Annotated in this window: 18 protein-coding genes; 4 read left to right on the top strand and 14 right to left on the bottom strand. The window is 36.0% G+C overall.

Annotation, left to right across the window (positions count from 1 at the left end):
• Nucleotides 1-87: 87 nt before the first annotated feature.
• Nucleotides 88-3,546, top strand: a complete 3,459-nt coding sequence (locus ABID46_RS00280; RefSeq protein WP_354505471.1) for a DUF8818 domain-containing protein — start codon at nt 88-90, stop codon at nt 3,544-3,546.
• Between the two features lie 4 nt (nt 3,547-3,550).
• Here ABID46_RS00280 and ABID46_RS00275 read toward each other — a convergent pair whose 3' ends face one another.
• The 14 genes from ABID46_RS00275 to ABID46_RS00210 form a co-directional block, all read right to left on the bottom strand.
• Nucleotides 3,551-4,231 (bottom strand): hypothetical protein, encoded by a 681-nt coding sequence (locus tag ABID46_RS00275; RefSeq protein WP_354505468.1) that lies wholly within the window; start codon nt 4,229-4,231, stop codon nt 3,551-3,553.
• Nucleotides 4,232-4,255: 24 nt separating this feature from the next.
• On the bottom strand, nt 4,256-5,380 hold the full coding sequence (locus ABID46_RS00270; protein WP_354505465.1) for a hypothetical protein: 1,125 nt from the start codon (nt 5,378-5,380) through the stop codon (nt 4,256-4,258).
• Between the two features lie 6 nt (nt 5,381-5,386).
• On the bottom strand, nt 5,387-8,611 hold the full coding sequence (locus tag ABID46_RS00265; RefSeq protein ID WP_354505462.1) for a peptidoglycan DD-metalloendopeptidase family protein: 3,225 nt from the start codon (nt 8,609-8,611) through the stop codon (nt 5,387-5,389).
• Nucleotides 8,612-8,622: 11 nt separating this feature from the next.
• The gene (locus ABID46_RS00260) at nt 8,623-9,423 is read right to left on the bottom strand and encodes a PAAR-like protein (RefSeq protein WP_354505459.1); all 801 of its coding nucleotides are present in this window, start codon (nt 9,421-9,423) and stop codon (nt 8,623-8,625) included.
• Between the two features lie 29 nt (nt 9,424-9,452).
• Nucleotides 9,453-10,472: a LysM peptidoglycan-binding domain-containing protein gene (locus tag ABID46_RS00255; RefSeq protein ID WP_354505456.1), complete on the bottom strand. Its 1,020-nt coding sequence runs from the start codon at nt 10,470-10,472 to the stop codon at nt 9,453-9,455.
• Nucleotide 10,473: 1 nt separating this feature from the next.
• Nucleotides 10,474-10,833: a hypothetical protein gene (locus tag ABID46_RS00250; protein WP_354505453.1), complete on the bottom strand. Its 360-nt coding sequence runs from the start codon at nt 10,831-10,833 to the stop codon at nt 10,474-10,476.
• 70 nt (nt 10,834-10,903) lie between these two features.
• Nucleotides 10,904-12,202 (bottom strand): hypothetical protein, encoded by a 1,299-nt coding sequence (locus ABID46_RS00245; RefSeq protein WP_354505450.1) that lies wholly within the window; start codon nt 12,200-12,202, stop codon nt 10,904-10,906.
• A gap of 11 nt (nt 12,203-12,213) precedes the next feature.
• Nucleotides 12,214-14,031 (bottom strand): type VI secretion system Vgr family protein, encoded by a 1,818-nt coding sequence (locus tag ABID46_RS00240; protein ID WP_354505447.1) that lies wholly within the window; start codon nt 14,029-14,031, stop codon nt 12,214-12,216.
• A 29-nt stretch (nt 14,032-14,060) separates the two neighbouring features.
• Nucleotides 14,061-14,456: a type VI secretion system tube protein TssD gene (tssD, locus tag ABID46_RS00235; protein WP_354505353.1), complete on the bottom strand. Its 396-nt coding sequence runs from the start codon at nt 14,454-14,456 to the stop codon at nt 14,061-14,063.
• Between the two features lie 120 nt (nt 14,457-14,576).
• Nucleotides 14,577-14,963, bottom strand: a complete 387-nt coding sequence (tssD, locus tag ABID46_RS00230) for a type VI secretion system tube protein TssD (RefSeq protein ID WP_354505350.1) — start codon at nt 14,961-14,963, stop codon at nt 14,577-14,579.
• A gap of 57 nt (nt 14,964-15,020) precedes the next feature.
• Nucleotides 15,021-15,407 carry a type VI secretion system tube protein TssD gene (tssD, locus tag ABID46_RS00225; protein ID WP_354505444.1) on the bottom strand — a complete coding sequence of 129 codons (387 nt, stop codon included), beginning with the start codon at nt 15,405-15,407 and terminating at the stop codon, nt 15,021-15,023.
• A gap of 221 nt (nt 15,408-15,628) precedes the next feature.
• Nucleotides 15,629-18,067 carry an ATP-dependent Clp protease ATP-binding subunit gene (locus ABID46_RS00220; RefSeq protein WP_354505441.1) on the bottom strand — a complete coding sequence of 813 codons (2,439 nt, stop codon included), beginning with the start codon at nt 18,065-18,067 and terminating at the stop codon, nt 15,629-15,631.
• A 27-nt stretch (nt 18,068-18,094) separates the two neighbouring features.
• Nucleotides 18,095-19,159: a PKD domain-containing protein gene (locus ABID46_RS00215; RefSeq protein ID WP_354505438.1), complete on the bottom strand. Its 1,065-nt coding sequence runs from the start codon at nt 19,157-19,159 to the stop codon at nt 18,095-18,097.
• A gap of 32 nt (nt 19,160-19,191) precedes the next feature.
• A complete protein-coding gene (locus tag ABID46_RS00210) occupies nt 19,192-20,271 on the bottom strand; it encodes a PKD domain-containing protein (protein ID WP_354505435.1) in 1,080 nt (359 codons plus the stop codon).
• Between the two features lie 160 nt (nt 20,272-20,431).
• Here ABID46_RS00210 and ABID46_RS00205 point away from each other — a divergent pair, with 160 nt between their 5' ends.
• Genes ABID46_RS00205 through ABID46_RS00195 form a run of 3 tightly spaced genes read left to right on the top strand, consistent with a single transcriptional unit; the run spans nt 20,432 to nt 22,930 of the window.
• Nucleotides 20,432-21,070, top strand: a complete 639-nt coding sequence (locus tag ABID46_RS00205) for a C40 family peptidase (protein WP_354505432.1) — start codon at nt 20,432-20,434, stop codon at nt 21,068-21,070.
• Nucleotides 21,057-21,995, top strand: coding sequence for a type VI secretion system baseplate subunit TssG (locus ABID46_RS00200; protein ID WP_354505429.1), 939 nt, complete (start codon nt 21,057-21,059; stop codon nt 21,993-21,995). Before ABID46_RS00205 ends, ABID46_RS00200 begins: the two co-directional genes overlap by 14 nt.
• 2 nt (nt 21,996-21,997) lie before the next feature.
• Nucleotides 21,998-22,930, top strand: a complete 933-nt coding sequence (locus ABID46_RS00195) for a TssN family type VI secretion system protein (protein ID WP_354505426.1) — start codon at nt 21,998-22,000, stop codon at nt 22,928-22,930.
• The last annotated feature ends 10 nt before the right edge of the window (nt 22,931-22,940 follow it).

The raw sequence follows: 22,940 nt of genomic DNA, 5'->3' as shown, positions 1-22,940 counted from the left end.
TGAAATGAGTAGAAAAAGATAGGAATTGTTACAGCCTGCGTGTACGAGAAGCGCTAAAATTCCGTTATTTGTAGATAAATTCAAGACTTGCAATTCAAACAATACATAGTTTTCTTTTTGTTCATTTGTATGGTTTCGTCGATTTGGGCGCAAGTTCCGAATTGGCAAAACACAAATTTCCATCAAGATTCTATTGTAGTAGAAACGGATTCCATCCAATTGAATGCAAGGGTTTTATTGCCCGAAAAGTTTCAAATTCAAGATGAAAACGGATCGATTCTTTCTGAATTGGACTATGATATTGATTTTTCAACAGGTCTTTTGGTCTTCAAAGAATCACACTTGGGCAAAAAAGTCATCGTTTCTTATTTCGTTCACCCCGATTTGCAAATGGCGTCCGTCTTTTCCAAGGATACCGCGCTTATTCGTGCACCGACAGAAGAAAACATTCTTTATTCCTACGCAAGAGAAGGTCGAGAAACGAAGAAACCTTTTGACGGCCTCAATAGTCGCGGTTCTTTGGTTCGAGGAATTCGTTTTGGAAACAATCAAAGCGCCTCTGTTCAGTCATCTTTGGATTTGCAGTTAACAGGTCAATTAACCGAAGAAATCGGGATCAATGCAGTGATTTCGGACAACAATGTTCCGATTCAGGCAGATGGTTATACCCAACAATTGCAAGAATTTGACAAGGTGTATGTGGAATTGTTCAATAAAAATTCCAGAGTTCGTGCGGGACATATTGATTTGATTCAAGAGCGAGATTTCTTTGGGAATTTCAATCAGAAAGTAACGGGTTTGCAAGTAGGAACGGAATTGGCGCATGGCAATGATTCCAAAACCCGAATTCAAGTGGCAGGAAGTACGACGCGTGGAGAATTTGCTACAAAAAAATTCAATGGACAAAACGGAAACCAAGGTCCCTACCGACTTTCTGGAAATAACAACGAATTGTACATCATCATCGTTTCGGGAAGTGAACGCGTCTATGTAGACGGTTTGCTGATGACGCGTGGCGAAGACCAAGATTATGTCATCAATTATAATACGGGCGAATTGACCTTTACTAGCAATCGATTGATGACCGATAATTCACGGATTACGGTGGAATATTTGTACGCCAACCGCAGTTATTCGCAGTTTTTGGTTTATGGAGGAATTGAACACGAATCCGAACGATTTCGAATTGCAGGTCATGTGTATTCCAATGGGGATTCCAAAAACAATCCGTTGAACGATAATTTGAGCGATGCCGACAAACAAATCTTGTCAGAAGCGGGCAATGATGCAACTCAAATGTTCAATACCACAGCGGTTCCGACGGCTTATGATCCTGACAAAAATTTGTATCGAAAAATTGAAATAGATGGTGTGGAAGTATTTGAATTTTCCGACGATCCAGAAGAAGAGTTGTATCAGGTTACTTTTACATTTATGGGAGCGAACAAAGGAAATTACATCCAATCAAATGTCGAAATCAATGGCAAGATTTTTCAATATGTTCCGCCTATCAATGGAATTCCACAAGGGAATTATGAACCGATTCGACAATTGGTTCCGCCGAAACGACTGCAAGTGTATACCTTAAATTCAGATTATAAATTCAAAAACCAAAAGGGATTGATTGGAATCGATTTAGGGATGAGCAATGAGGATTTGAATTTATTTTCGGATTTGGATGACGAAAAAAATCTAGGATTTGCAGGTCGATTGTATGGAAATCGAAGATTTGATTGGACCAATTGGCGTTTGAATCCCAATTTTGAATTCACCTACATTCAAAAGAATTTCAACTCGATTCAACGATTGAGAACGGTTGAATTTACTCGAGATTTCAACTTGGATCAGGAATTATCTGACGCCGATCAAACTTATTTGAAAGTTGGATTGGAAACGGCTTATCAGGATTCTCTACGATTGAATTACCAATTGCATTATTTGCAAAATAAAGGTCAATACAGAGGGATTAAAAACGATGTTCAAGCGAAATATACATCCGATAAAAATTATGCAGAAGCGAATTTTTCTTTGTTGAATGCAGAAAAAGAAAATATCCTCAATCCATCATTAGATCCAGACAAATCAGAATTTTTACGTTATCAGATATTAGGAAAACGCAAAATAGGAAAATCTTGGTGGGTTGGTGCGCAATATGCGGGTGAGCATAATGAAATCGAAGATCATCTCAATGCTCAGGATGGAAATAATTTGTCGGAATTATCGTTTCGATGGGACGAAATTCAAGCGATGATAGGCGTAGGAGATACGGCGAAACTGCATGCGCAATTGACCTTGTACAATCGTAGAGATGATTCCATCAGAATGGGTTCTATGCAAAGAATTTCTAAATCCAATGGATTTATTTTCTCCTCAAAATTGATCAACAAAATCGATCATCGTTTGGAATTGACAACGCATTATCGTTCGGTCAATTATGAATTTGAAAACATGCCCAACGAAGATTATATCACGGGAAACATCCGTTGGTACAAGAGTTTCTTGCGAGGAGGTGCTGTGATCAATGCTTTTTATGAATTGGGAAGTGGTGTTGAACCGCAGCGAGAATTTGAATATGTGAAAGTCACAGACGGAACCGGAATTTACAAATGGACCGATTATAACGGTGACGGTTTGGAGCAATTGGACGAATTTGAAATCGCTGAATTTCAGGATCAAGCCAATTACATCCGTGTCTACACCAATACCATGAATTATGTGAAGACCAACAAAAACGGATTTAACTTTTCGGTACGATTGAAACCAAAAGAATTGTTGAATTCTGAAAATAAATTCCTAGGAAGATGGACACTTCAGGGCTCTTTGCAAACCAATAATTCCTTGTTGAAAGAAGGAAAAACCTTGGAATGGAATCCTTTTGTGGACAATGAACAATTGCTGAGCAAGTCGGAGAGTATACGAGGCGGATTGAATTTCAATCAGGGAGGACAATACAAATGGTCGTCGAGCTATACCTATACGCAGCAAAAATCTCAATCTTATATTTTTACGGGTGCTGAAGCTCGTGATTCGAAAAGTCATTTGTTGAATGCGAAATACAAACCTTGGGAGAATTTTTATTTCATTGCAGAAGGAGAAAATGTGTTGACCAATAGCCATTCCGATATGTTTGCAAGCCGAAGATTTACGGTGGATGCTTGGCGAATCAAACCCCAAATTTCCTATCAGATCGAAAGTAAATTCAACGCTTCCTTGAATTATACTTATCAAACCAAAACCAATAAAACGGGAATTGAAAACTTGAATCAATCCAATTTGGGAACGGAAATTCAATGGAATGATGGGGCGAAATCTTCGTTTTTAGGAAGCTTCAATTACATTGACAATACATTCGAAGGAAATGCACAATCGGTTGTTGGAAACCAAATGATGGAAGGATTGAAACCCGGAAATAATTTCGTTTGGCAAGTTTTAATGCAGCGACAATTGAATTCTTACTTAAGTGTGAACATCAGTTACGACGGACGTAAAACGGAGGAACAAAAAGCAATTCATACGGGAAGTGTTCAGATTCAAGCGAGGTTTTGATAAGTTAATCTGCGCTTAAAATGATTCTTGTTCTAACACCCTTTTCCAATTGGTTCAATTCAATCGTAGTAACTCCGCCATGGTAGAACATTTCAATGAAATAGTTATTTTCTTTTCGTTGATAGTCGATGGAGATTAATCCATTCTCATTTATTTCATCTCGTTGATTTTTAGCAGGAACCTTTTGGCGTAAAAATTCTACATCATTCAGGTCTTTTTTATGAAGAAGTTTATCGTAGACTTCATCGATTGTTTTGTTGGGATAAAAACATTCTTCCCCTGTCATCATTTCGCCATGCAATTCCGAACAAAAATTTTCTTCTGAGGTTTCAATGGATGAGTCGGTTGAATTTCCTACTTCATCCATAATTGGAATCTTTTCATTGGATGGTTTTGAAATTATAATCTTTTGGAATGAAGCATTTGCTGGGAATTCCCAAATTCGTTTGGGGATAAATTCGTCGAATTGAATTTGTTCCTTTTTCTTTTTTTCGGACATTTCTTCTAATGTCATGTCGCTCATGGCGCGCGGAGAATAAAAAGACCATTTCCATGAAGGCTTGTGCTTAATGAAGAAGATCTTCCCTTGGAATTCATCGTCTTTGTAAATTCCGCCAAATAATCGAATGATTAAAAACAGAAAGGCTAGAAAAAGGATTAATCCTTTTTTTAACTTGGGTTTCATTTTGTTGTAGGACGCGTATTGCGTTTAATTTTTGGTTGTTACACAATTTGGAGAAGACTTTTGGATTTCATTTGCAATGGATTTTTCTGATCCAGCCAAATCTACTTTTAAATTCTGTGTACACCTTTCCGTTTCTTTTTTCTGTTGCGAATAGCTTTCCGAAGTGATTTTGGTTAAAATAAATCTCGATTTTTGATATTCGATTGAATAGATAACTTGATACTGCCCTCGATCTGGAAAATTGGTGATGATTTCAAAACCATTAGTTGTTGGGTTAATAGAAGAAACTTGATTGCCACCATCCTCTGAAAAATTCTTTGCCTGTAGTGCTAAGTCAAATTCGTTTGAATTTTTAGCTCCAAAAAAAACGTAAAGTTCATCACCTTGATAGGGTAAATGGCTTAAGATTTTGTCGGAAACTCCATCCTTGTTCACATCAAATTCTTTCACCAAAAACTGATTGGTAGCGATTAAATCTTTTAGTTGAAATGAAGGTTTTTTTGTAGTAGAGGCTTGAATTTTTTTCAAATCATCCTCTGAGAATTCTGGCAAATCGAGCTCATTGGAAATAAATTCCAATGGAATGTCTTTTCCCGAATCATTTTGCATCAATTTTTGAGTCGATTCATGATAGGAAAATTCCGATGAGTTCATTTTCGTAGAGGCATAAAATCCTTTAAAAGTCATCTTTTTACCATCAAAATGATAGAGGTAAAAAGAAGGGAACTCTTCGGTAGGCGCGGGGAAAAGGAAATATCCATTGAAATCGGAATCTCCATTGGAAAGAAAATGAATGGATTTTTCTGCGGTAGGTAAATCAATGTCGTAAGTGGAATTGAACTGGATAATAGACCAATTTATCATTTCCTTATTTTCATGATCAATGGCTAGAAATGTTTTATCTTCTAAAAAACGAAATTTTAAAAGTGTTTTTCCATACAGCAAATCCAAACTTTTGACCTCAGAGTTTTCTGAATAATCCGATTTTTTACGATCAAATTTAATTTCTCTGTAAACGTCCTTCATTTCATTTTCTGAAGTAACTGAGGTTAATTCATGTTGAAAATTATCTGTGTAAGTATTTGAATTTCCTCTGCAGGAGGTAAAGAACGTTGCTAAAATCAGGGTATATAAAAAGAAATTTTTCATAAGATTTTAAAAAATATTAGTTGTTGAAAGTTTTTGGGCACCATCGTGCTCATTAATTTTACCTCTATCACTTTCTGTAGTTTGTTGGGTACGTTCAGACTCTGATTGTTCATCGTAATGTTTGTAATTTACGAATAAAGCTGGATTGATGCGATAAGATGTTCCTACACCAAATGAATAGCTACAGAATATTTCAAAATGAAGGTGAGGGGCACAAGTTCCTCCAGCAACCCCAGAGCGACCTGTAGTTCCTAAAATTCTACCCGCGTTTACTTCAGCCCCAAATTCAAATTCTTCAACCGAATCTAAATGAGCGTAGAATAAAAATATATCACCATCTTCAGACCAATTACTACCTTCTTCAATTTCCAACGTGTTTTTGAGTGTATAATCAGTTCGTTTTCTTTTTAAAAATGCCACTGGATCTGAAACTTTAATCGTAATGGTATTTCCATAACCGCTATGCCATCTTCTATTGTAAACTGTACCATTCACGCAAGCATAAATGTTGGATCCAGTTCTGGCAAATAGATCAAGTCCTGAATGTACTCTTCCATTTCTTATGGTATTACCGAATAATCCCCAAATATTACTTTTTCCACCACTTTGCATGAAATTGGTGCTCATAGGGTTGTCAACGGGATCATGCCAGTCTCCAGCATCTTTTTCTTCGCATATAAAGAAAGATAATTTTTTTAATTCTGCTAAATACTCTTCTCTTTCAGCTAAACCATTATCACCACCGTTTATGAGGTAACTAATAACTTTAATGTCATCATTATCGGCCACTAAATTTAAATCGATACTTCCATATCTCGTGACTCTTTGTCCAGAACTATTTACATAATTTGTAGACACTGTAGTTTTGGGATAAGAACGATCACTTAAGTTATAACGTGTTCTAGCAGCTTCTGTTGGTGTCCAATTTGTGCCAACTGATAATTGTTTGCCTTGCTTCCAATACCATCCCGCACTTTCAAAAGCTAAATCTAAATTGGTTGCAACTTTTGTATAATCGGTTTCTATTGTTGTATCACCTTTGTAATGAGCAAATCTTTGATAGGCTTCCCTGTGGGTTAACTGAATAATTCCACGCCCTCTATACGGGTCATAATTTGCTGTGTGTCTGCTATTATATTCTTGGGTTGAATAGAATCGGTCAGTTTCGTGATAACATTCTGCAATGAAAAATACTTTTCTTATACAAGTATTGATATCTGCCTCTTTCATCACTTCATTTAATTTGTTCAAAGTTGCAGTGATTGAGGTGTCACTTGGAGATGCTCCACCTGTATTTCGAGGACTCCAAATGGTTTCAATTTCTAAGTTCTCAGATTCTCTAAGATGCTTTAGAATCGCTTTAAATTCAGATTCTGTAAGATCTCTGTGGCAAGAACAATTTCCTTTTCCAATACGGAAATATTTATTCTCTTCCTTCAAAAATTCTTTATCATAATTATCTTCTTCACCTTCTGCTTTGACTTGAAGAAATAGAAATTCAGGAATAGCTTTAAAAAGTGGAAAAGTTATGGTTTCACCTCGTGCATAGGTTTTGATTTCTAATTTTGCTTCTACATCCTCTTTATACGCTGTTTTTCCGGCTTCGATTTTTGTGTTTCCGAGTTTGCCTCCCTTTGCATTATTGAGAATAATTTCAGCTAATTCTTTCTTATTTTCTTCTGTGATGGTTGTTCCGTTGGCATTATTAAAGGTATAGGTATAGGTACCATCCTCTTTTCCTTTGGCAATTTTATCATGCCATTCTTGTAATTCCACACCAGCCTTTGGTCGTAATTGAACAGGAACTTTGGCCATGCCGTTAGCGAAAGTAGCTTTGAATTCGGTTTTCTCATTTAAATCATCTTCTGCTATTGCTTCTGTAGAATCCATTTGTTCCTCTGTGAGTTCAACTAATTGTAATGTTGCGCCTTCAGAACCTTTCAGTAAACCATCTTTTTCTTTCACAACAATGGTTGCTTCTTTTCCATCAAGCATCACTCCATTGGCGACTAAATACACTTTTTCTTCCAAAGGTGCATTGTCGATTTTTACAAAATCGGGTCCCAAATCATAGGTTTGGATGTTGATGACTTCGTCTGAATTATAAACCTCATTGACAAGGGCTTCTTTAATCAGGTCAATTGTTGTATATCTTTTTTCTTTTTCCAAATCTTTGATGACTTGCTTATCCATGATGGCTTGTGCAATTCTTTGTTTTTGCTCATCATTTCCCGTTCTATTGTTGTCGTGTTGAAACCTATATGGAATTGTTTTCGGATTTGACGTAGTTTGAACTGTATATACTTTTTTGGCAAAATAGGCGGTTGTCAGACCTTCAGTTAAGGATGGTTCAACACTGTTTGGAGTTCTTCCACTATCCTCAGGTGTGTCAGTTCCAATTCCTTCAACTCGTATTGGCTCCTGAATTGCAGGCTCTGGTTCCGACGGAGTAGGAGAGCTTTCGTTTGGTTGGGAAGGAGTTGGAGGATTATTGGACACAGGAGGTGATTGAGGCGTTTCTGAATCAACCATTTCGTTATCCACTTCAATGGTTTGATTGCTATAGGTCGTTTGATTATTTCTTTTGACTACTAAATAATATTCGTGAACACCACCTTCTAGCCACGCAGACATGCCTGATCCTTGTGCTTTTTCCATCATCAATTGCGTTAAATTGATGGGTTCTTGGTTGATCCCTGATTGGGGTACCGATATTTCCTTTTCCCAAAGCAGTGTATTACTGTGTTCGTCATGCCCTGAATCACTCATGGTGTCACGTTCCCACACTTGAAGTTTCAATCTTTCTCCAAACATGTTTTGTGATTTTACTTCCGCATAAATAGTTTGTCCATATTTTGGGTTTTCAGTAATTCTTTTTTTATTTCCGTCAAAAAGTGTCAGAGTTAGAATTTTGGGGTTTCCTGCTAAGGGCGTAATTTTAATTGTTGTTGCACCCGTTAATTCGGGAGAATGTAAATATCCTTCTACCAAAAATTCTTCACCGTATGCTTTTTCTTCAAACGTGAAACTACCTATTGGACCTGTTTTGATGATATTGGTTGAGGTGAAATTCCCATTGCTTCTTTTGCGAAAGAGTTCCCATTTGATATTTGCACCAGAACGTTGTTCAACAGGAGTTCCTGGATGCCATTCCGTTATACTATAAACAGCAGTTTCTCCAATTTTGGGTCTACTAGGTCCTGAAATACGTGCTACACCTTTTTTTGCCATGGTTCAGAGATTTAATATGCATAATTGTTTTCAGTGTCTGTCTCTTGTTGAAATTCCTCAAAATCCATGATAGGATTATGGGATTGCTGTTCGTCAGGATTTGCTTTTGCGACTTGGCTAGCACTAGCTTCACTCTGTTGTCCATGTTTGAAAATGGTAATTTTACCGCCTGTTGTACACATCAATTCCGAAATTTCTGTGACACAACTATTGCCCATAATTTTTACCTTTTCGTAAGTTTTTGTCCATTTTCCAGCGGGAGCATACGTACAAGGTAAATATCCACCACTGGAAGGTTTCAGCTTACATTTGCCAAAAGGTTCGACCAATGGATCAAATTGAAGATCAATTTCGGTCACAGCTAAATAATCCGATTGACCATCGGCATCGTTCCAGTAATTTTTTTGGTGACTTGTCACTTTGAATTTAGGGAATTTGAATCCTTGGTCACATTGGCATTGTCCTTTTTGAACCACAAAGTATTTACCATCATGTTCTGATTCTGTTGCGCGGTTTACTTGTGTATAGGAAGTTGATTCCCCAGTTTTGGAGGTTGAAATGCTATTGGAGTTTGATTGTTTCGAAATTGAATTCTTCGAAGTCGAATCTTCAGAAGTTTGCTGAGATTCCGACATTTGATCTGATTCTTCTGGAATGTATAAAGTGGAGCCTTCAGGAATTTGGGTTCCAATTAATTCCTCTAGAGTGCAATTCGTATTATGAAAAATTTGCAAAGTTTTACCGTCTTTGATTCCATTAAGTTGAGCAATAGAATCAAGCGTATCTCCTTTTTTGACAATATAACGCTTCATTTGTAAGTTTTTTAGGTTTCATTCGGGGGTTAGGCGGTAAAGGTTATATGTTGTTTTTCAATGTTTGAATTTTGATTATAAAAGTTTATTTTTCCTTCTGCAAACAGAAGTTTTAGCGTTTTAGGTTGAAATTTAAATTGAAAGTTTAAATGGGCTGAAATACTAGCAAATTCTGACTCCAATTTCTTTTTTTTGGCCAATTCTCGTTCACTTATTTTTTCTAGACTTTTGGCAGTAAGTGTATATGTAATAAAATTATTTTCATCTTTAAATGTCGATGGTTGAAATTCAAATGGAATATCAAACATTCCTTGTTTTGCATAAAATAGGCTTTGCCAAGTATTGGTTGATTTTAACTTTCCGAAATTAAAAAATAGGGTTTGAAACAATAGAGATGATTTCAGTTGATGCTCCACAAAAGTTTGATTTCTCAGATTTTCTTCCATTTTGGCCAAATAGAATTTTTCGATTGGACCTGTGAATACTTCTGCTAAATCTTTGCGTTTTGCTTTGAATTTATCAATTACATTCAGTTGATAATCCATGATTTCTATAAAATTGCCAGTTGATTCTAGAAGAATTGGTAGAGGTAAAAGACTTTCAAAGGTTTGTATAGATAGATTGCTTATTTTGTCATTGCATGGCCTACGATTCTTTTTAATATTCGATTTTTTAAAATGAACGATATGCTCTTTTGGTTGTGGACTTGTGTAGTCTAAATTTATTTGATAATCAAGTGATATTTCGGGTTGATCTTTTTTCCAAATTTTTTCTTTCACTTGATAAGTTGTTGCAAAAAAATCCTTGTGCAATCGAATTCCAATAGGAATTTTGGAGATTTCTTTTCTTGAATCGACAGCGTTTTTTATATACTCTAGGTTTGGAATAATTACTTGGGTATGGTTCGATAAATTCTGGCCAATTAAATTCTCTAGGGAGCAATACGTATTATGAAAACGCTTTAACTCCTCCTTTGAAATACCAATTGATTTTGCAATGGTTTCCAAAGAATCTCCCTTTTTGATGGTATAAATCGAACGTTGAGGCATTTCAATTTTCTTTAAATGTATACTCTTTGGCGAATGGAAAACTCTTTAAAGGTTCCATGATAACATCTACTGATTTTCCGTTTTTAACTCGTTTGATCTCCCCCGTTTTCGCATTGAACCATACACCTGTAAGATTATATTTTGCTATTTTTAAATTGTAGGAGTAAGGTTCATCTTTAAAAACATAATATTCGCCATAAACTAGATCCAATTTCAACCAAAACGAACTTAAGTTTGGTTGTTCATTGTGAATGAAATTTGCCACCAATTCGGCTGCATCTGGGACAGAATATTTAAAATCTTTTTCTAACTCGCTGAACTCTTGCGTTCTGTAAATTGTTATTATCTCTTGACTATTCACTTTGCATGAAATTAAATTAAACAAACCCATAAAAAGGAGAATATATTTAGTGTATGAATTCATATTTATTTTAGTTAGGATTTCTCGATTCTAAAAGTTCTTGTAAATCTTCTAAAAATTGGTTTCTATCTTGATCTGAAATTTCGTTATATTTTTTTGTCACCTCAATTTTCTTTGTCTTTTGTTCACCACTAGTATGCCTTCCAGATTTTTGCAAAAACTTCAAAAATCCCTTTGGTGTTTGAGTGGTAATCGTTATTGTGTTGACATCCAGTAAATCACTATTGGGAAATAAATCAAAAATGTTTGTGTTTTTACTAAGAGATATTCTAACTGTCGTTGTGCATTGTTCCCCTAAAATAGGAATAATACTATATTTTCCCAAATCATTGTATCGATCGTTCCACCATTTTTTCACACGTTCCTTTTCTGATTCATGAACATGGATGTCTAACAAATAAACTTCTCCTGTAATATTCATGGCGAGCCTACTTGTTGGAGGATAATTAATTTCGTTTGTGACGATAAAATCGTCTAATATTTTGTTTTGTTCGACAATTGTAGGAAAATCATTGTTCAGTAAATTCATCATTTCATCTTTAGTGAAATTTCCTTTTTCGTTCATCGTATCCCACCAAGGTCTACCCTCAGATAGAAAAGGTTTTCCAGGTTGAGGCCCAAAATCATAGTATTCATCATCAATGAAAATACCTGTATGACCTCCAAGTCCTTTTTGATTTAGTTTTCCATCAATTTCCGAATGGGGAAGTTCTATTAATACGGTTAGTGTAGAAGTTTTCTCAGAAACTTTTAGATATTGACTTTTAGAAAGAGGCAGTTCTACTTGATCCTCTTGATACGCACAATCAAAATATAATTCAATTTCAGAACCAGCATCATCTTCTATGTAACGAACTAAATCCTCTGTTAATATAAGGGGAATTACAACCTTGTTGTTAGTAACTTTTTGTGAAACTAACGGAGAATTTGCATCATTTAAATATATGTCAATTTTGTCATCTTTATTGAAAATTCCATCGTAATCATATAGTTGTAATAAGACTTCAGCATTTGGATCTTTAATGTTTTTAGTTTTTATATGAAAATAGACAGTTTGACCTATTGTCGCTTGAATAATGCGTTCATTACCCTCCTTGTCTGAACTCCACCAACCTTCCTCAAAGTAGGAACTATAGGGATCTTCATCTTTTGATGGATTTCCGTGATTCGTTCCTTCTGTGGCTGTAAAAGCACTAACATTTCCCGCTTGGGCTATGAAAGAGTCCGTATATACGTTCCAATTGCCATTGATTTCGCTCAGAAAATCTCCACCTGTAATTCTAGTTATACTACCACCTCCTGATGCCATATTTAAGAGATTTAATGATAAGTTCCTTTTTCACCATTGTTGTTTTGAAAAGTTTTTTGCGCATGGATATTATTATTTTCCATGGAAACGACTTGTCGATTTTTGGACGTTTCTTTCATCTCACTTGCCTTCGATTTGCGTTCACCTTTGGCAATCTCTAAAATATTTGCAGCCAATAAAGTATAATCCATAACAGCTGTTTGAGTAATCATTCCCCCTGCGGCCTCCGTTATATTGGTACCTGCTGTAGAAGAAATACTTTTGGATGCATTCATAATAATATCTGTCGCATTCATTGAAATGGTATTCGGCGCATTGACATTGATATTCCCTTTTCCATCCATCAACCAGGTATTTCCACTTGGATCTTCGATGAAAACCGAACCTTCGGCATCGTTCAAAATCACTTTGGTTCCCGATCGCGTATGAATGACTTTTTTATCATTGCCTGAAGTATGATACCCACTGGATTCTGCTCCATTGTACTGGGTTCCCATCACATAAGGCTTTTCCGCATTTCCACTTTCAAATCCGACCAATACTTCTTCACCGATTTCTGGAACGAAATAAAATCCTTTTCCACCACCCGAATGTGGTTGAATCAAGCGAATCCAAGGCGAAATGGAATTATTTCTCTGTTGCCAAGGAAATTGGACTTGAACACGCCCAATTCCTGCGGGGTCATTGTTATCGACTACTACAGCGGGTTGGGTTTCTGCTATGGGAATGTTGTGTACATTTCCATAGGGTGGAAGTGTACTATCGGCAGTAATTCCTTGAAATTCGTTCGAATAGTTTCCTGCTTCGTCGCAGATATGAATGATATCGGTAATCAGGTATTTTCCATAATTCTGTTCCTGAATTTTCAATACATCCAACGAGTTTACCGAAAATCCTGGATCGACTACTTCTACGACATCACCGACACGAATGGCCGGATGATCGGAATTTCCCGTCAAGGTCAGCAAATCGGAACTTTGACTTAATAGTTGGGTTTCGGTACGTTTGTTCAAATGATCGTCAACCGAACCTTCATTGATCGGATTGTTATACAGCATTTGGGCTTCGGCCGGATAAAACTTTTTGGAATGTTCGTATAAGAATTCGCCCAAAGAATTAGACGAATAATTAACAGAACCCGAACTCACCGATCCATTACTTGCCGCAGAAGGGTCATAGCCCATAAAACTAAAGTTCACGGGTTTGGTGCGCATTTCCAGATTGAAAGAGGAAATATTTTCTCCGTATTTGAGTGTAATGTTTTTTGATTTGGGTTTACCTAAGATCAATTCGCGTCCATTGTAGTAAAACCATAATCCTTTTTTCTGAGCAATTCGAGAAAGAAACTGAAAATCACTTTCCTTGTATTGAACTACAAAAGGATTAACCTCGTCGTTTTCGATTTCAATTTGCGGTTCCAGTCGGTCAGACGGATAACGCGAAATGATTTGTTCGGCAATTTCCTTCACCGATTGATCATTGAAGGACATGGTATCGGGCAATCCTTCCATTTGGAAAGTAGGCGAGAAGCCGTTGATGAGAATTCCACCAGCAGAACCATTGGCACGGATGAGTTTGACTTCGGAGACAATTCCCCGAAACTGAAGTTCATTCCCAGTTCCAAACTGAACGGGTTTGGTGGTGATCAAAACTTTTGCTCCGACATAAGATTTGGCTTTCTCCAAAGCTGAAGAAAGTAAATCGTAGGAGACATGGTGAATAATCGAAAATTTATGGTGACCGTTTACTTTTTGTTCAATCACCAAACGATTGAATTTTAATAGGGGTTGGTTGTCGATCGTTATGTTGGTAACAGTGCTGATTGACATGGGTTTGTTGTTTTTAGGTGTATGTATGTTTAAATCTCAACTGGCCAATTTCGTTTGAAAGAGACACCATTCATAGAAATATTTTTGGCAGAAAGCACTAATTGAATCTGCATAGGGATACTATTGGCATTTAAAAACGTTTCATTGTATCCGATGCAATAAGCTTTTTCAAACTTAAGGTCACGCATTTTGGAAATGGCGTCGCGTCTAAAAAAGATAACTTCACCATCTTTTGTTTCGGTATTGGAAATCATCCAACGAAAGAAATCGGGGCTAGCGGTAGACTCAATGACCAGATTGACAATTCCTCCTTGGGGTTCAGCAGAAGGTTTTCCGCTGTTGTCAATGGACTGATGCAAAGAAAGATTGCATTCTAGGACATTGTAAGATTCTCCGTCTATTTCTAATTTGGCTAAGAAAGACATATGTTTTTAGGATTTTAAGTAAGTGTTTTTTTAAGCAAAATGCCGCTAAAAGGGATGCGAAAAGCAGCTTCTAACGGCATTTGATTTATTATGTAGGTATTTTCTGATTAAAAATAGGTTTTACACCCATTCGTTTTCATAAACACCTGTTCCCATTTCAATCTTACGAGCAGAAATAGTAAAAGTTTCCGTTAGGGGATTACGACCAGAAGCATCAAAGTTTTCTTTGTGTTTAACCAAATATCCTTCTGTGAATTTCAATTCTTTCAAAGTCGCTTCAGAATCGCGTTTGAAGAATTTCACGCTACCGTCTTTTCTTTCGAAGGAATTGGTCATCCATTCGAAAAGCTCGGTATTACCCGTTCCTTCGATCATGACTTCGATTTTTCCACCACGTGTAACCGTAGATGGACGTCCCGTCGCGTCTGTTTCTTGAAACAAACCATAGTTAATGTTAAGGACGTTATATTCTTTACCGGCCACAACCAGTTTTGCTTTAAATGACATAATAATTAGATTTAAAAAGTTAAAATTAGATTATAATTAAATAAACGAAAATGAGAATTATACCCATTCGTTAACGTGTTTTCCAGTACCCAATTCAATGGCACGGGCAGAAATTACAAAGGTTTCGGTCAAAGGATTATCACCTTCCGAGTCGAAATTCTCTTTGTAATTGACAATGTAAGCTTCTTCGAATTTCACTTCTTTTAGAGTAGCTTCGGAGTCGCGTTTAAGGTAGACGATAGATCCATCTTTTCTTTCAAATGAATTGGTCATCCATTCAAAAAGATCGGTTTCACCTGTACCTTCCACTGTAATTTCGATTTTCCCACCTCTTGAAATGGTCGATGGGCGACCTGTTGCGTCAGTCTCTTGTTTGAGTCCGTAATGAACGTGAAGAATATTACGTTCCTTACCAGCAACTTTGAATTTTGCTTTAAATGACATGTTAGTAAAAGTTTTAAGGTTAATAAATAAAAATACCTAGTAAATAATAAATAATATCTTTTGTGAAGATAGAAAAACTGAATGAGAAATCCCAGTAAATGAATGTTAAAAAATTATTAATCAAGTGGTTGGGCGTTGTTTTTTCTAATAAATTAAACGACAAAAAAATTTAGTATCAATTTATTATTCGACTAATCGGTTATTTTATCAAATAAGATTATTTAACTTATTTCCCAAATTAATTCCCCATCTTTTACGTCAACTTTGATTTTTGAACCTTCTTTTGCTTCCCCAGAAATAATCTTTCTGGAAAGAGGTCGTCTTAATTCGGAACGGATGATTCCTTTTAAAGGTCTTGCACCATAGGTGGCATTGAATCCATTGTCGACTAAAAAAGATTTAGCTTCTTGCGAAATTTCAATGTTCATATCCAATTGTTTCAACAAATCGAACAATTCTTTTTTCAAATGAATCTCAAAAATTCCCGTTGCATTTTCTTTGGTAATAGGCCCAAATGGAATGATTTCGGTTAAACGACCCAAAAATTCAGGTCGGAAATGACCCGCCATAATTTCCATTAATTGATTGGAACTTGGATGGCCGTCACCGTTGGTAATAGAATCTACAATGAATTTCGATCCGATGTTGGATGTAAATAAAATCATTGCGTTTGAGAAATCACCTTCTTTGCCTAATCGGTCATGAAGTTTTCCTTCATCTAATATTTGTAAGAAGACATCAAAAACCGAAGGATGCGCTTTTTCAATTTCATCAAATAATACAATTGAATAGGGTTTTTGTCGAATTTTATTGACAAGTAAACCTCCTTCTTCGTAGCCAACATATCCGGGAGGAGCACCATATAATAAAGCAGCGGAATGTTCTTCTTTGAATTCGGACATATCAAATCGTATGATAGCATTTTCGTCTTGAAAGAGAAAGTCTGCCAATGATTTTGCTAATTCGGTTTTTCCAGTTCCCGTAGGGCCTAAAAAGAAAAAAGACCCTATTGGTTGTCCCGCTTTGCTTAGTCCAGAACGAGATTCCAATACAGCTTCTGTGACAATGTTGATGGCTAAATCTTGTCCAACAACCCGTTTTTGCAAAACTTCTTCCATGTTTTGAAGTCGTTCTTTTTCACCCGATTTCAATTTACCTAAAGGAATTCCCGTTTTTTGAGCTACAATAGCGCCCAAATCAATTGGCTCAATATGTTCTTTTTTGACATTTGCAATTTCAGTTAAGCGAGAAACCAAGGTTTCAATTTCCGAAACATTCATTTCGTTTGTGTCTTCCAGTAATTTTTCTTGCGTCAACAAAAAATGAGCTTTCTTTTTAAGATCTTCCAACAACCACATGGATTCTTGCTGTTGTCTATCTTGCTCCATTAATTTAATGGATTCTAATTTTTCTGAAATCTTATTCTTTTCTTTAAGAAAAGTGTCCCCCGAAGTTTTGATAACCGACATGGTTCTATCGAGTAAATTCAATGCCGATTCGGGCAAACTCTTTTCTTTTAAATAGCGTTTGGAAAGTCTAATTGCTTCGCGTAATGTTTCATCTTCTGCTTCAATTCCGTGATGTTCTTTAAATTTTGTTAGGGAAGATTTTAAAATACGGAAGGTATTGTCATCATTGGGTTCATCGACTTTGATGACTTCAAAAAGATTGGATAAGCCTTCGTCTTTTTCTATTTTTTTCGTGAATTCATCAACTGTCGTGGTAGCAATTAAGGTCAATCCTTTGGATAATTCTGCTTTTAAAATACTGGAAATTCCGGCATTGTCCGAATTTTTATCGAGTAGAACATGAATACCATCTATGACCAAAATGACTTTGGGATAGAATTTTAATTCGGTGATTATTTTTTTCAAACGTTCCTCAATCTCACCTCTATAAGATGCTCCGGCCAATAATGAACCCATGTTCAACTCAAAAACTTCGGTATCCAACAGCCTTTCTGGAACAGAGCGATTGACAATTAAATCAACGAATCCATGGATCAAAGCTGTTTTACCAGTTCCCGGATAACCTTGTATAAGGACATTGGGTTTGGCAAATCGGCAAAGGATTTCTACAATTTCTTTGAGTTCTTTTTCGCGCGCAACAACTTCCCTAGGAATTTTATTGTTTTTGGCAAGAGCCGTTAAATTGGTGCAGTATTTATAGATTAACTTGGCATTGTTTCGTTCGGTTGGAAGATTCAATAGTTCCGAATTTACGGAAGTTGGGTTGACGCGTTCATCTAAAAGTTCCGCTCTCGAAATGGGGAAACTTTTCATTTGGTCAAAATTAAATCCGACGCCAGGCGTTGAAATGGCAATCATAACCGATAATAAATCGATTTCCTCTCTGTCTAAAATATCGCGAATAGCATCGGCTTCCGAAATTACATCGTCAATGTTGATGTGAGGTTCCACATCTTTGGGAACGGGAGTTTTTGGGAATTCATCGATACGAACTTCGGCCCATTCTTCCAAATAATACACATCTTTTCCCATTGCTTCTAGTTCCTTTAAGAGAGATAAATCTCTATGTAAAATGGCTTTCAAAAGGTGTGCAGGTGTATATTCTGCATGTTTGTGATCATGGGCAATTTTGGCAGCTATATCTAAGGCAGATTGTAATTCTTCGCTGAAGATTATTTTGTCGGTTTGCATGTTCTGTTCGTAATTAGGTTTATGGATTTAATCTTCTGTCCAAATCATGAATTTTTTCACTTTGTAATGAATGGTAAAACTCTCAATACAGTTGAAATTATTTTTGTGTAAACGAATGGATTCAATTTTGACATCTTTGCCCGTTACATCATTTAAGAATTCAGAATAAGGAATGATGTCTTTTCCATTTTTCATTACTGGAATGTCTTTGTTTTGACAGAAATATTCTTCTAATTCTTTTTTGTCTTTGGTTTGTTTGATTACATGTTCCAGCGCCAATTTAAATCGTTCGGTAGAAATATCTGGAGCCATCGTTCCATCATTGCTCTGGCGAGTCAACGGAATGTTTTGCACAGCAGCTGGAATTCTACTCTTTGGTGGATTTCCTTCAGGTTTGTCAAAGCTCTCTACAGATCTTTGATACACATAAGCTTGAAGCGTATCTTTTTCTCCGTCATAAGCTTTTTTGGGAACTACATACAAAGTCTTATAGGCTTTATAATCAATTTCGCCATTGATAATAAGCGTTACGACTTTTTTTCCTGGATATTGGAATATATAGGTTGGATATTCGTCTGTTGCGTCTATTTGCCCAGATTCTCCGAAACTCCATTGCCAAGACATGGTTTGATCTGTATAATAATTGTATCGAAAGGTTACGGGTTCGCCCACTTCAATACGATCTGGTCCAACAATGTAAGGAAGTTTGGTGCGGTCAATGATTCTACCTTGATCGGTGATTTCGATTAATTGTTCTTTGTGACAATTTTTATTGATGGTTAAGCGTACGCGATACACTCCCGGTGATTCATATTTGTGCAAAGTACTTTTGCGATAATCTTTGGGTGAACCATCGCCAAAATCCCATTCCCATTCGGTTGCATTTTCGGTATCATTGAAAAATTCCACCACTTCACCGGCGGCAAAATTTTCAGATTTGATAAGCATTTTGGCTTCACCACAATCCATTGCATTTTTTGATCGAAACCAAAAAACAATCAATCCAATGATAATTAAGGTCAAGAATAAGAGTAAAATACGGTAATCAAAGTTGGAAAAGAGGCTATTGTAGGGTGTTTTTTTCTTTTTCATAATCTAAATTCAATAAGTTTTCAGTAAATTTTTTAGTCTTTCATCCAAATTAGATTCTTCTTCACTTTGTATTGAATGTTTATACTCACAATACAATTGTTCTCTTTGTCCCTATTAAGCAGTAAGGTTTCAACTTTGATTTTTTCACCTTTGATTTTTAAACAAAAGTCTGCAAATGTTAAAAGTTCATCATCGTTTTTAATAACAGGAATTTCATATTGATTGCAGATATATTCGCTGAAATCCTCTTTGGTTTTGGATTGTTCTGCGACTTTTAGCAATAAGATTTCAAATTGTTCGCTTGAAATATCGGGAGCCATTTTCTTTTCAATTACAGGTGGCTCCACAAAAGGTATAGGTGTTGGAGCTACTGGTAAATTCATGACGTATTCATCCAAAGGGTCAATTTGCGCTGGACCTGGATCCAATTCAACTGATTGACGAATTCTTTGTCGGTATTGGAAATTATTGACAATGGGTTCTCTTGGTTTGACAAAAATACTTTTGGAGGAAATGTATCGAACATCACCATTGATAATTAAGGAAATTCTTTTTTGGCCCGGAGTCTGAAAAACATAAGTCGGATTTTTTTCAATTTTATCCATTTCCCCAGATTCTCCAAAACTCCATTCCCAAGAAAATACATCTTTGGTTTCATCGGCAAAATAATAATCAAAAGGAATAGGGTCGCCTACTCTTACGACATCTGGCGCGATGATTTCTGGAACCGTTTCGTGCAGAACAATATCATCGATGTCTTTGATCAAAATTTCTTTTTCGGCATAGCAATTCCCATTGATCGTTAAGCGCACGAAATATTTTCCTGGCAATATATAATTATGGATAGGATTGGCTGTTTTGGAAAGGGGAGAACCATCTCCGAAGTCCCATAAATATTCTTTGGCATCTTGGATATTGGTAGAAAACTGAACATTTTCATTTTCTAAGAAATTTTTGGATTGGGCTTCCAATTTTACATTTTCACAATCCACTTGGGTCCACATTCTATAAAGAAGAATGGCAAGCGCAATTAATAGAAATGCTGCAAAAAATAAAACAATACGATAATCAATTTTAGACCAAAAGTTAGTCTCACGATGTTGGTTAGACATAGTTAATAAGTTAGTAAGTTCTGTTAGTACATTAGGTGTCTTTTATACTTTAGGTTTTATAAAAGACTTTATAAACATACAAAAATATACTAAAACCAAATAAAAATTTTAATTATATTTGGCATATAAACTTAAAAACCTAATTACTTTGAATAAAAAAATGCCCCCTATCTTGGCGTGCTGTGCCTTATTTTTGGCATGTGGATCGCCTAAATATATAAACGAAGTTCCGTATAAATTTCAATTTGACGAAGCTGCCATCAAAAAAGATTTAGGTTTAAATGATGCAGTAGTTGTTAAGGCAAATGAATATGATGCAAACCTAACGGATCGCGAAATTCAACTAAAAGAAAAATATGCCATCATCTTGAATGTAACGCCAAAAGAGATTCAAAATTATTCTTTTTATGGCTTTATAGATGAATGGATCAATACACCTTATACCCATGAAAAGAACATGAGTAAACAAGGACTTAATATGGTTCCTTTTACTCAAGCATTATACAATCAAGTTTATAAAATAAAACTTCCTGCTGCTTCTGCAGCGGAAATATTCACTTCTCCACTTGTTGAGAAATTTACCGGACGTGCATTTTTGGAGGAAGGAGATTTAATTTTCTTCCGTTATAACAAAGATTTGCCCGTTTCAGACGTTGCCATTTATTTGAGAAACGATAAGATTTTAATGAGCACCCGTAGTTCGGGATTGGCCATTTTCGATTTCAATGATTCGTATTTTCAAACCAGATATATCGCCGCAGGTAGAGTTCAACAAGAAGAGAAAGGTGGAAGTAATTAATTACATACAAGCAAAAATCAACCAATTGCCCTATGACTTACGAGCGGAAGTTGTAGTAGCTTCTATATTGGATGAATTGGATGCCTCACAAGATTTGAATTATTATGTCAATCCGTTGAGTCAATTCAAGAGATCCTATCGGAAAGATATTGTTGGGGCAGATGTCATCGATTTTGAATTTGATGCAAGACAATTTTTAAAAGTAAATCTTTCCAGAGATGGAATTTATGATACGCTTCCAGAAGGAATTTTGCATTATCGTCAATTTCAGCACACCAATGTTTCTGCCGACGAAATGGCAAAACATTACCAAGAAAGAAAAAAGGAAGAAGAAAATGCAAGGTTATTTTTCTTGCCATTTGAAAATGAGTTTTTTGAGCATGCGCTCGATCGTGAAAAACGAGAAAAAAGGTATTTGCTTCAATTGAATGGAGAAAAACCGATGGATTTCTTGTATAATTTTTGGGGAATTAGTCAAAAACTGCCTCAAAGTCTAACAGCGAAATTCATTCGATTGATACCTTATATGTATGAAATTGTCGGGAATTTACCCCTAACTGAAATCTGTCTAAGTTATTTGCTTCATGAGAAAGTAGAAATTCAGATTCATGATTTTAAAGAAATTAATCAACCGACAGAAGCTGTTTTACTAGGCGACAATCAACTAGGAATTGATTTGGTATGTGGAGGCACCTATTTAGACCCAACTATTCCGATGGAAGTCAAAATTGGGCCCATTCACCAATCCAATTTTAAAGATTATTTGCATCAAGGACCTATGCAGCAATTTTTGGAAATATTCTATGAATACATTTTTCCAATGGAAGTAGAAGTGACCACTTTCTTAGAATTAGAACAAGAACAAAAGGAATTTAAACTAGAAGAAAACAATCATCCCATTTTAGGAATCACAACAAGGATTTAGCTATGAGACCGACTTACAGACCCAACTTTAGAGAACTTATCGACCCACAACTATTGATTACGATTGGAATATTACTTATTTTGGGAGTTATCCTTTCGATGTTATTTACCGACAAGGTCAAAGATTTTAAAACCCAATTCAGAAAGAAATACTATGTGTATTTATTTTCATCTATTCTAGTATTTGCCTTAGTGGCCTTTGTTGGACAATCAGAAACGATCAAAAGTTTATCAGGCAAATTATTATTCTTCCAAATTCTGATGTTTCTACTAGGCATTGGACACGCCTTTATATATCGTGCCTATTTAGATATGTTCAAAGTCAACGATAAGATATGGTTGGAACCTGTTTTCTGTTTGATGATTGCAGTCTTTGGATTAATACCGTTTCTATTGGTTTATTCCTATTTCAACAGTGTGACCTATATGTACATTATGATGGGAAGTATGTTGGCTTTTTTGATTCCGACTTTGATTTATGCGACCTTTAGAACGTCCGTTTCCATTCCAGCCAAAGTGTACAAAACTTGGGCTTTTCCACCAGCAGATTTCTTTCCAGAGCCAAAGGATGATGAATTCAGAGATATGGTCGTGATCACCTTTGTGTTTTTGAAGCAACCTGATTCTCCAATCCGAACGGAATTTAGAGCGAAATCGCCTATGCGAATGGATTTCGGACGATTGTTTTATCATTTTGTGCATGATTACAACGATAGAAATCCAGATAGTCCGATTCAATTGACCGACGAAGAAGGAAATTTACAACATTGGGTATTTTATTTAAAACCAAGATGGTATGGTGTGTCTAAATACATCAATCCCGATTTGCCTATGTATATGAATGGGATTGAGGAAGATAGTGTAGTGATTTGCCAAAGAAGTACAGCCCAACAAGAAAATCTTGAAATACAACCAGAAGTAGAATATGTAGGATGATCAAAACCTT

This window comes from Moheibacter stercoris, assembly GCF_040545805.1.
GTDB lineage: Bacteria > Bacteroidota > Bacteroidia > Flavobacteriales > Weeksellaceae > Moheibacter > Moheibacter stercoris.
The sequence above is the reverse complement of the archived record's forward strand: the minus strand, read 5'-3'. Positions and strand labels throughout refer to the sequence as shown.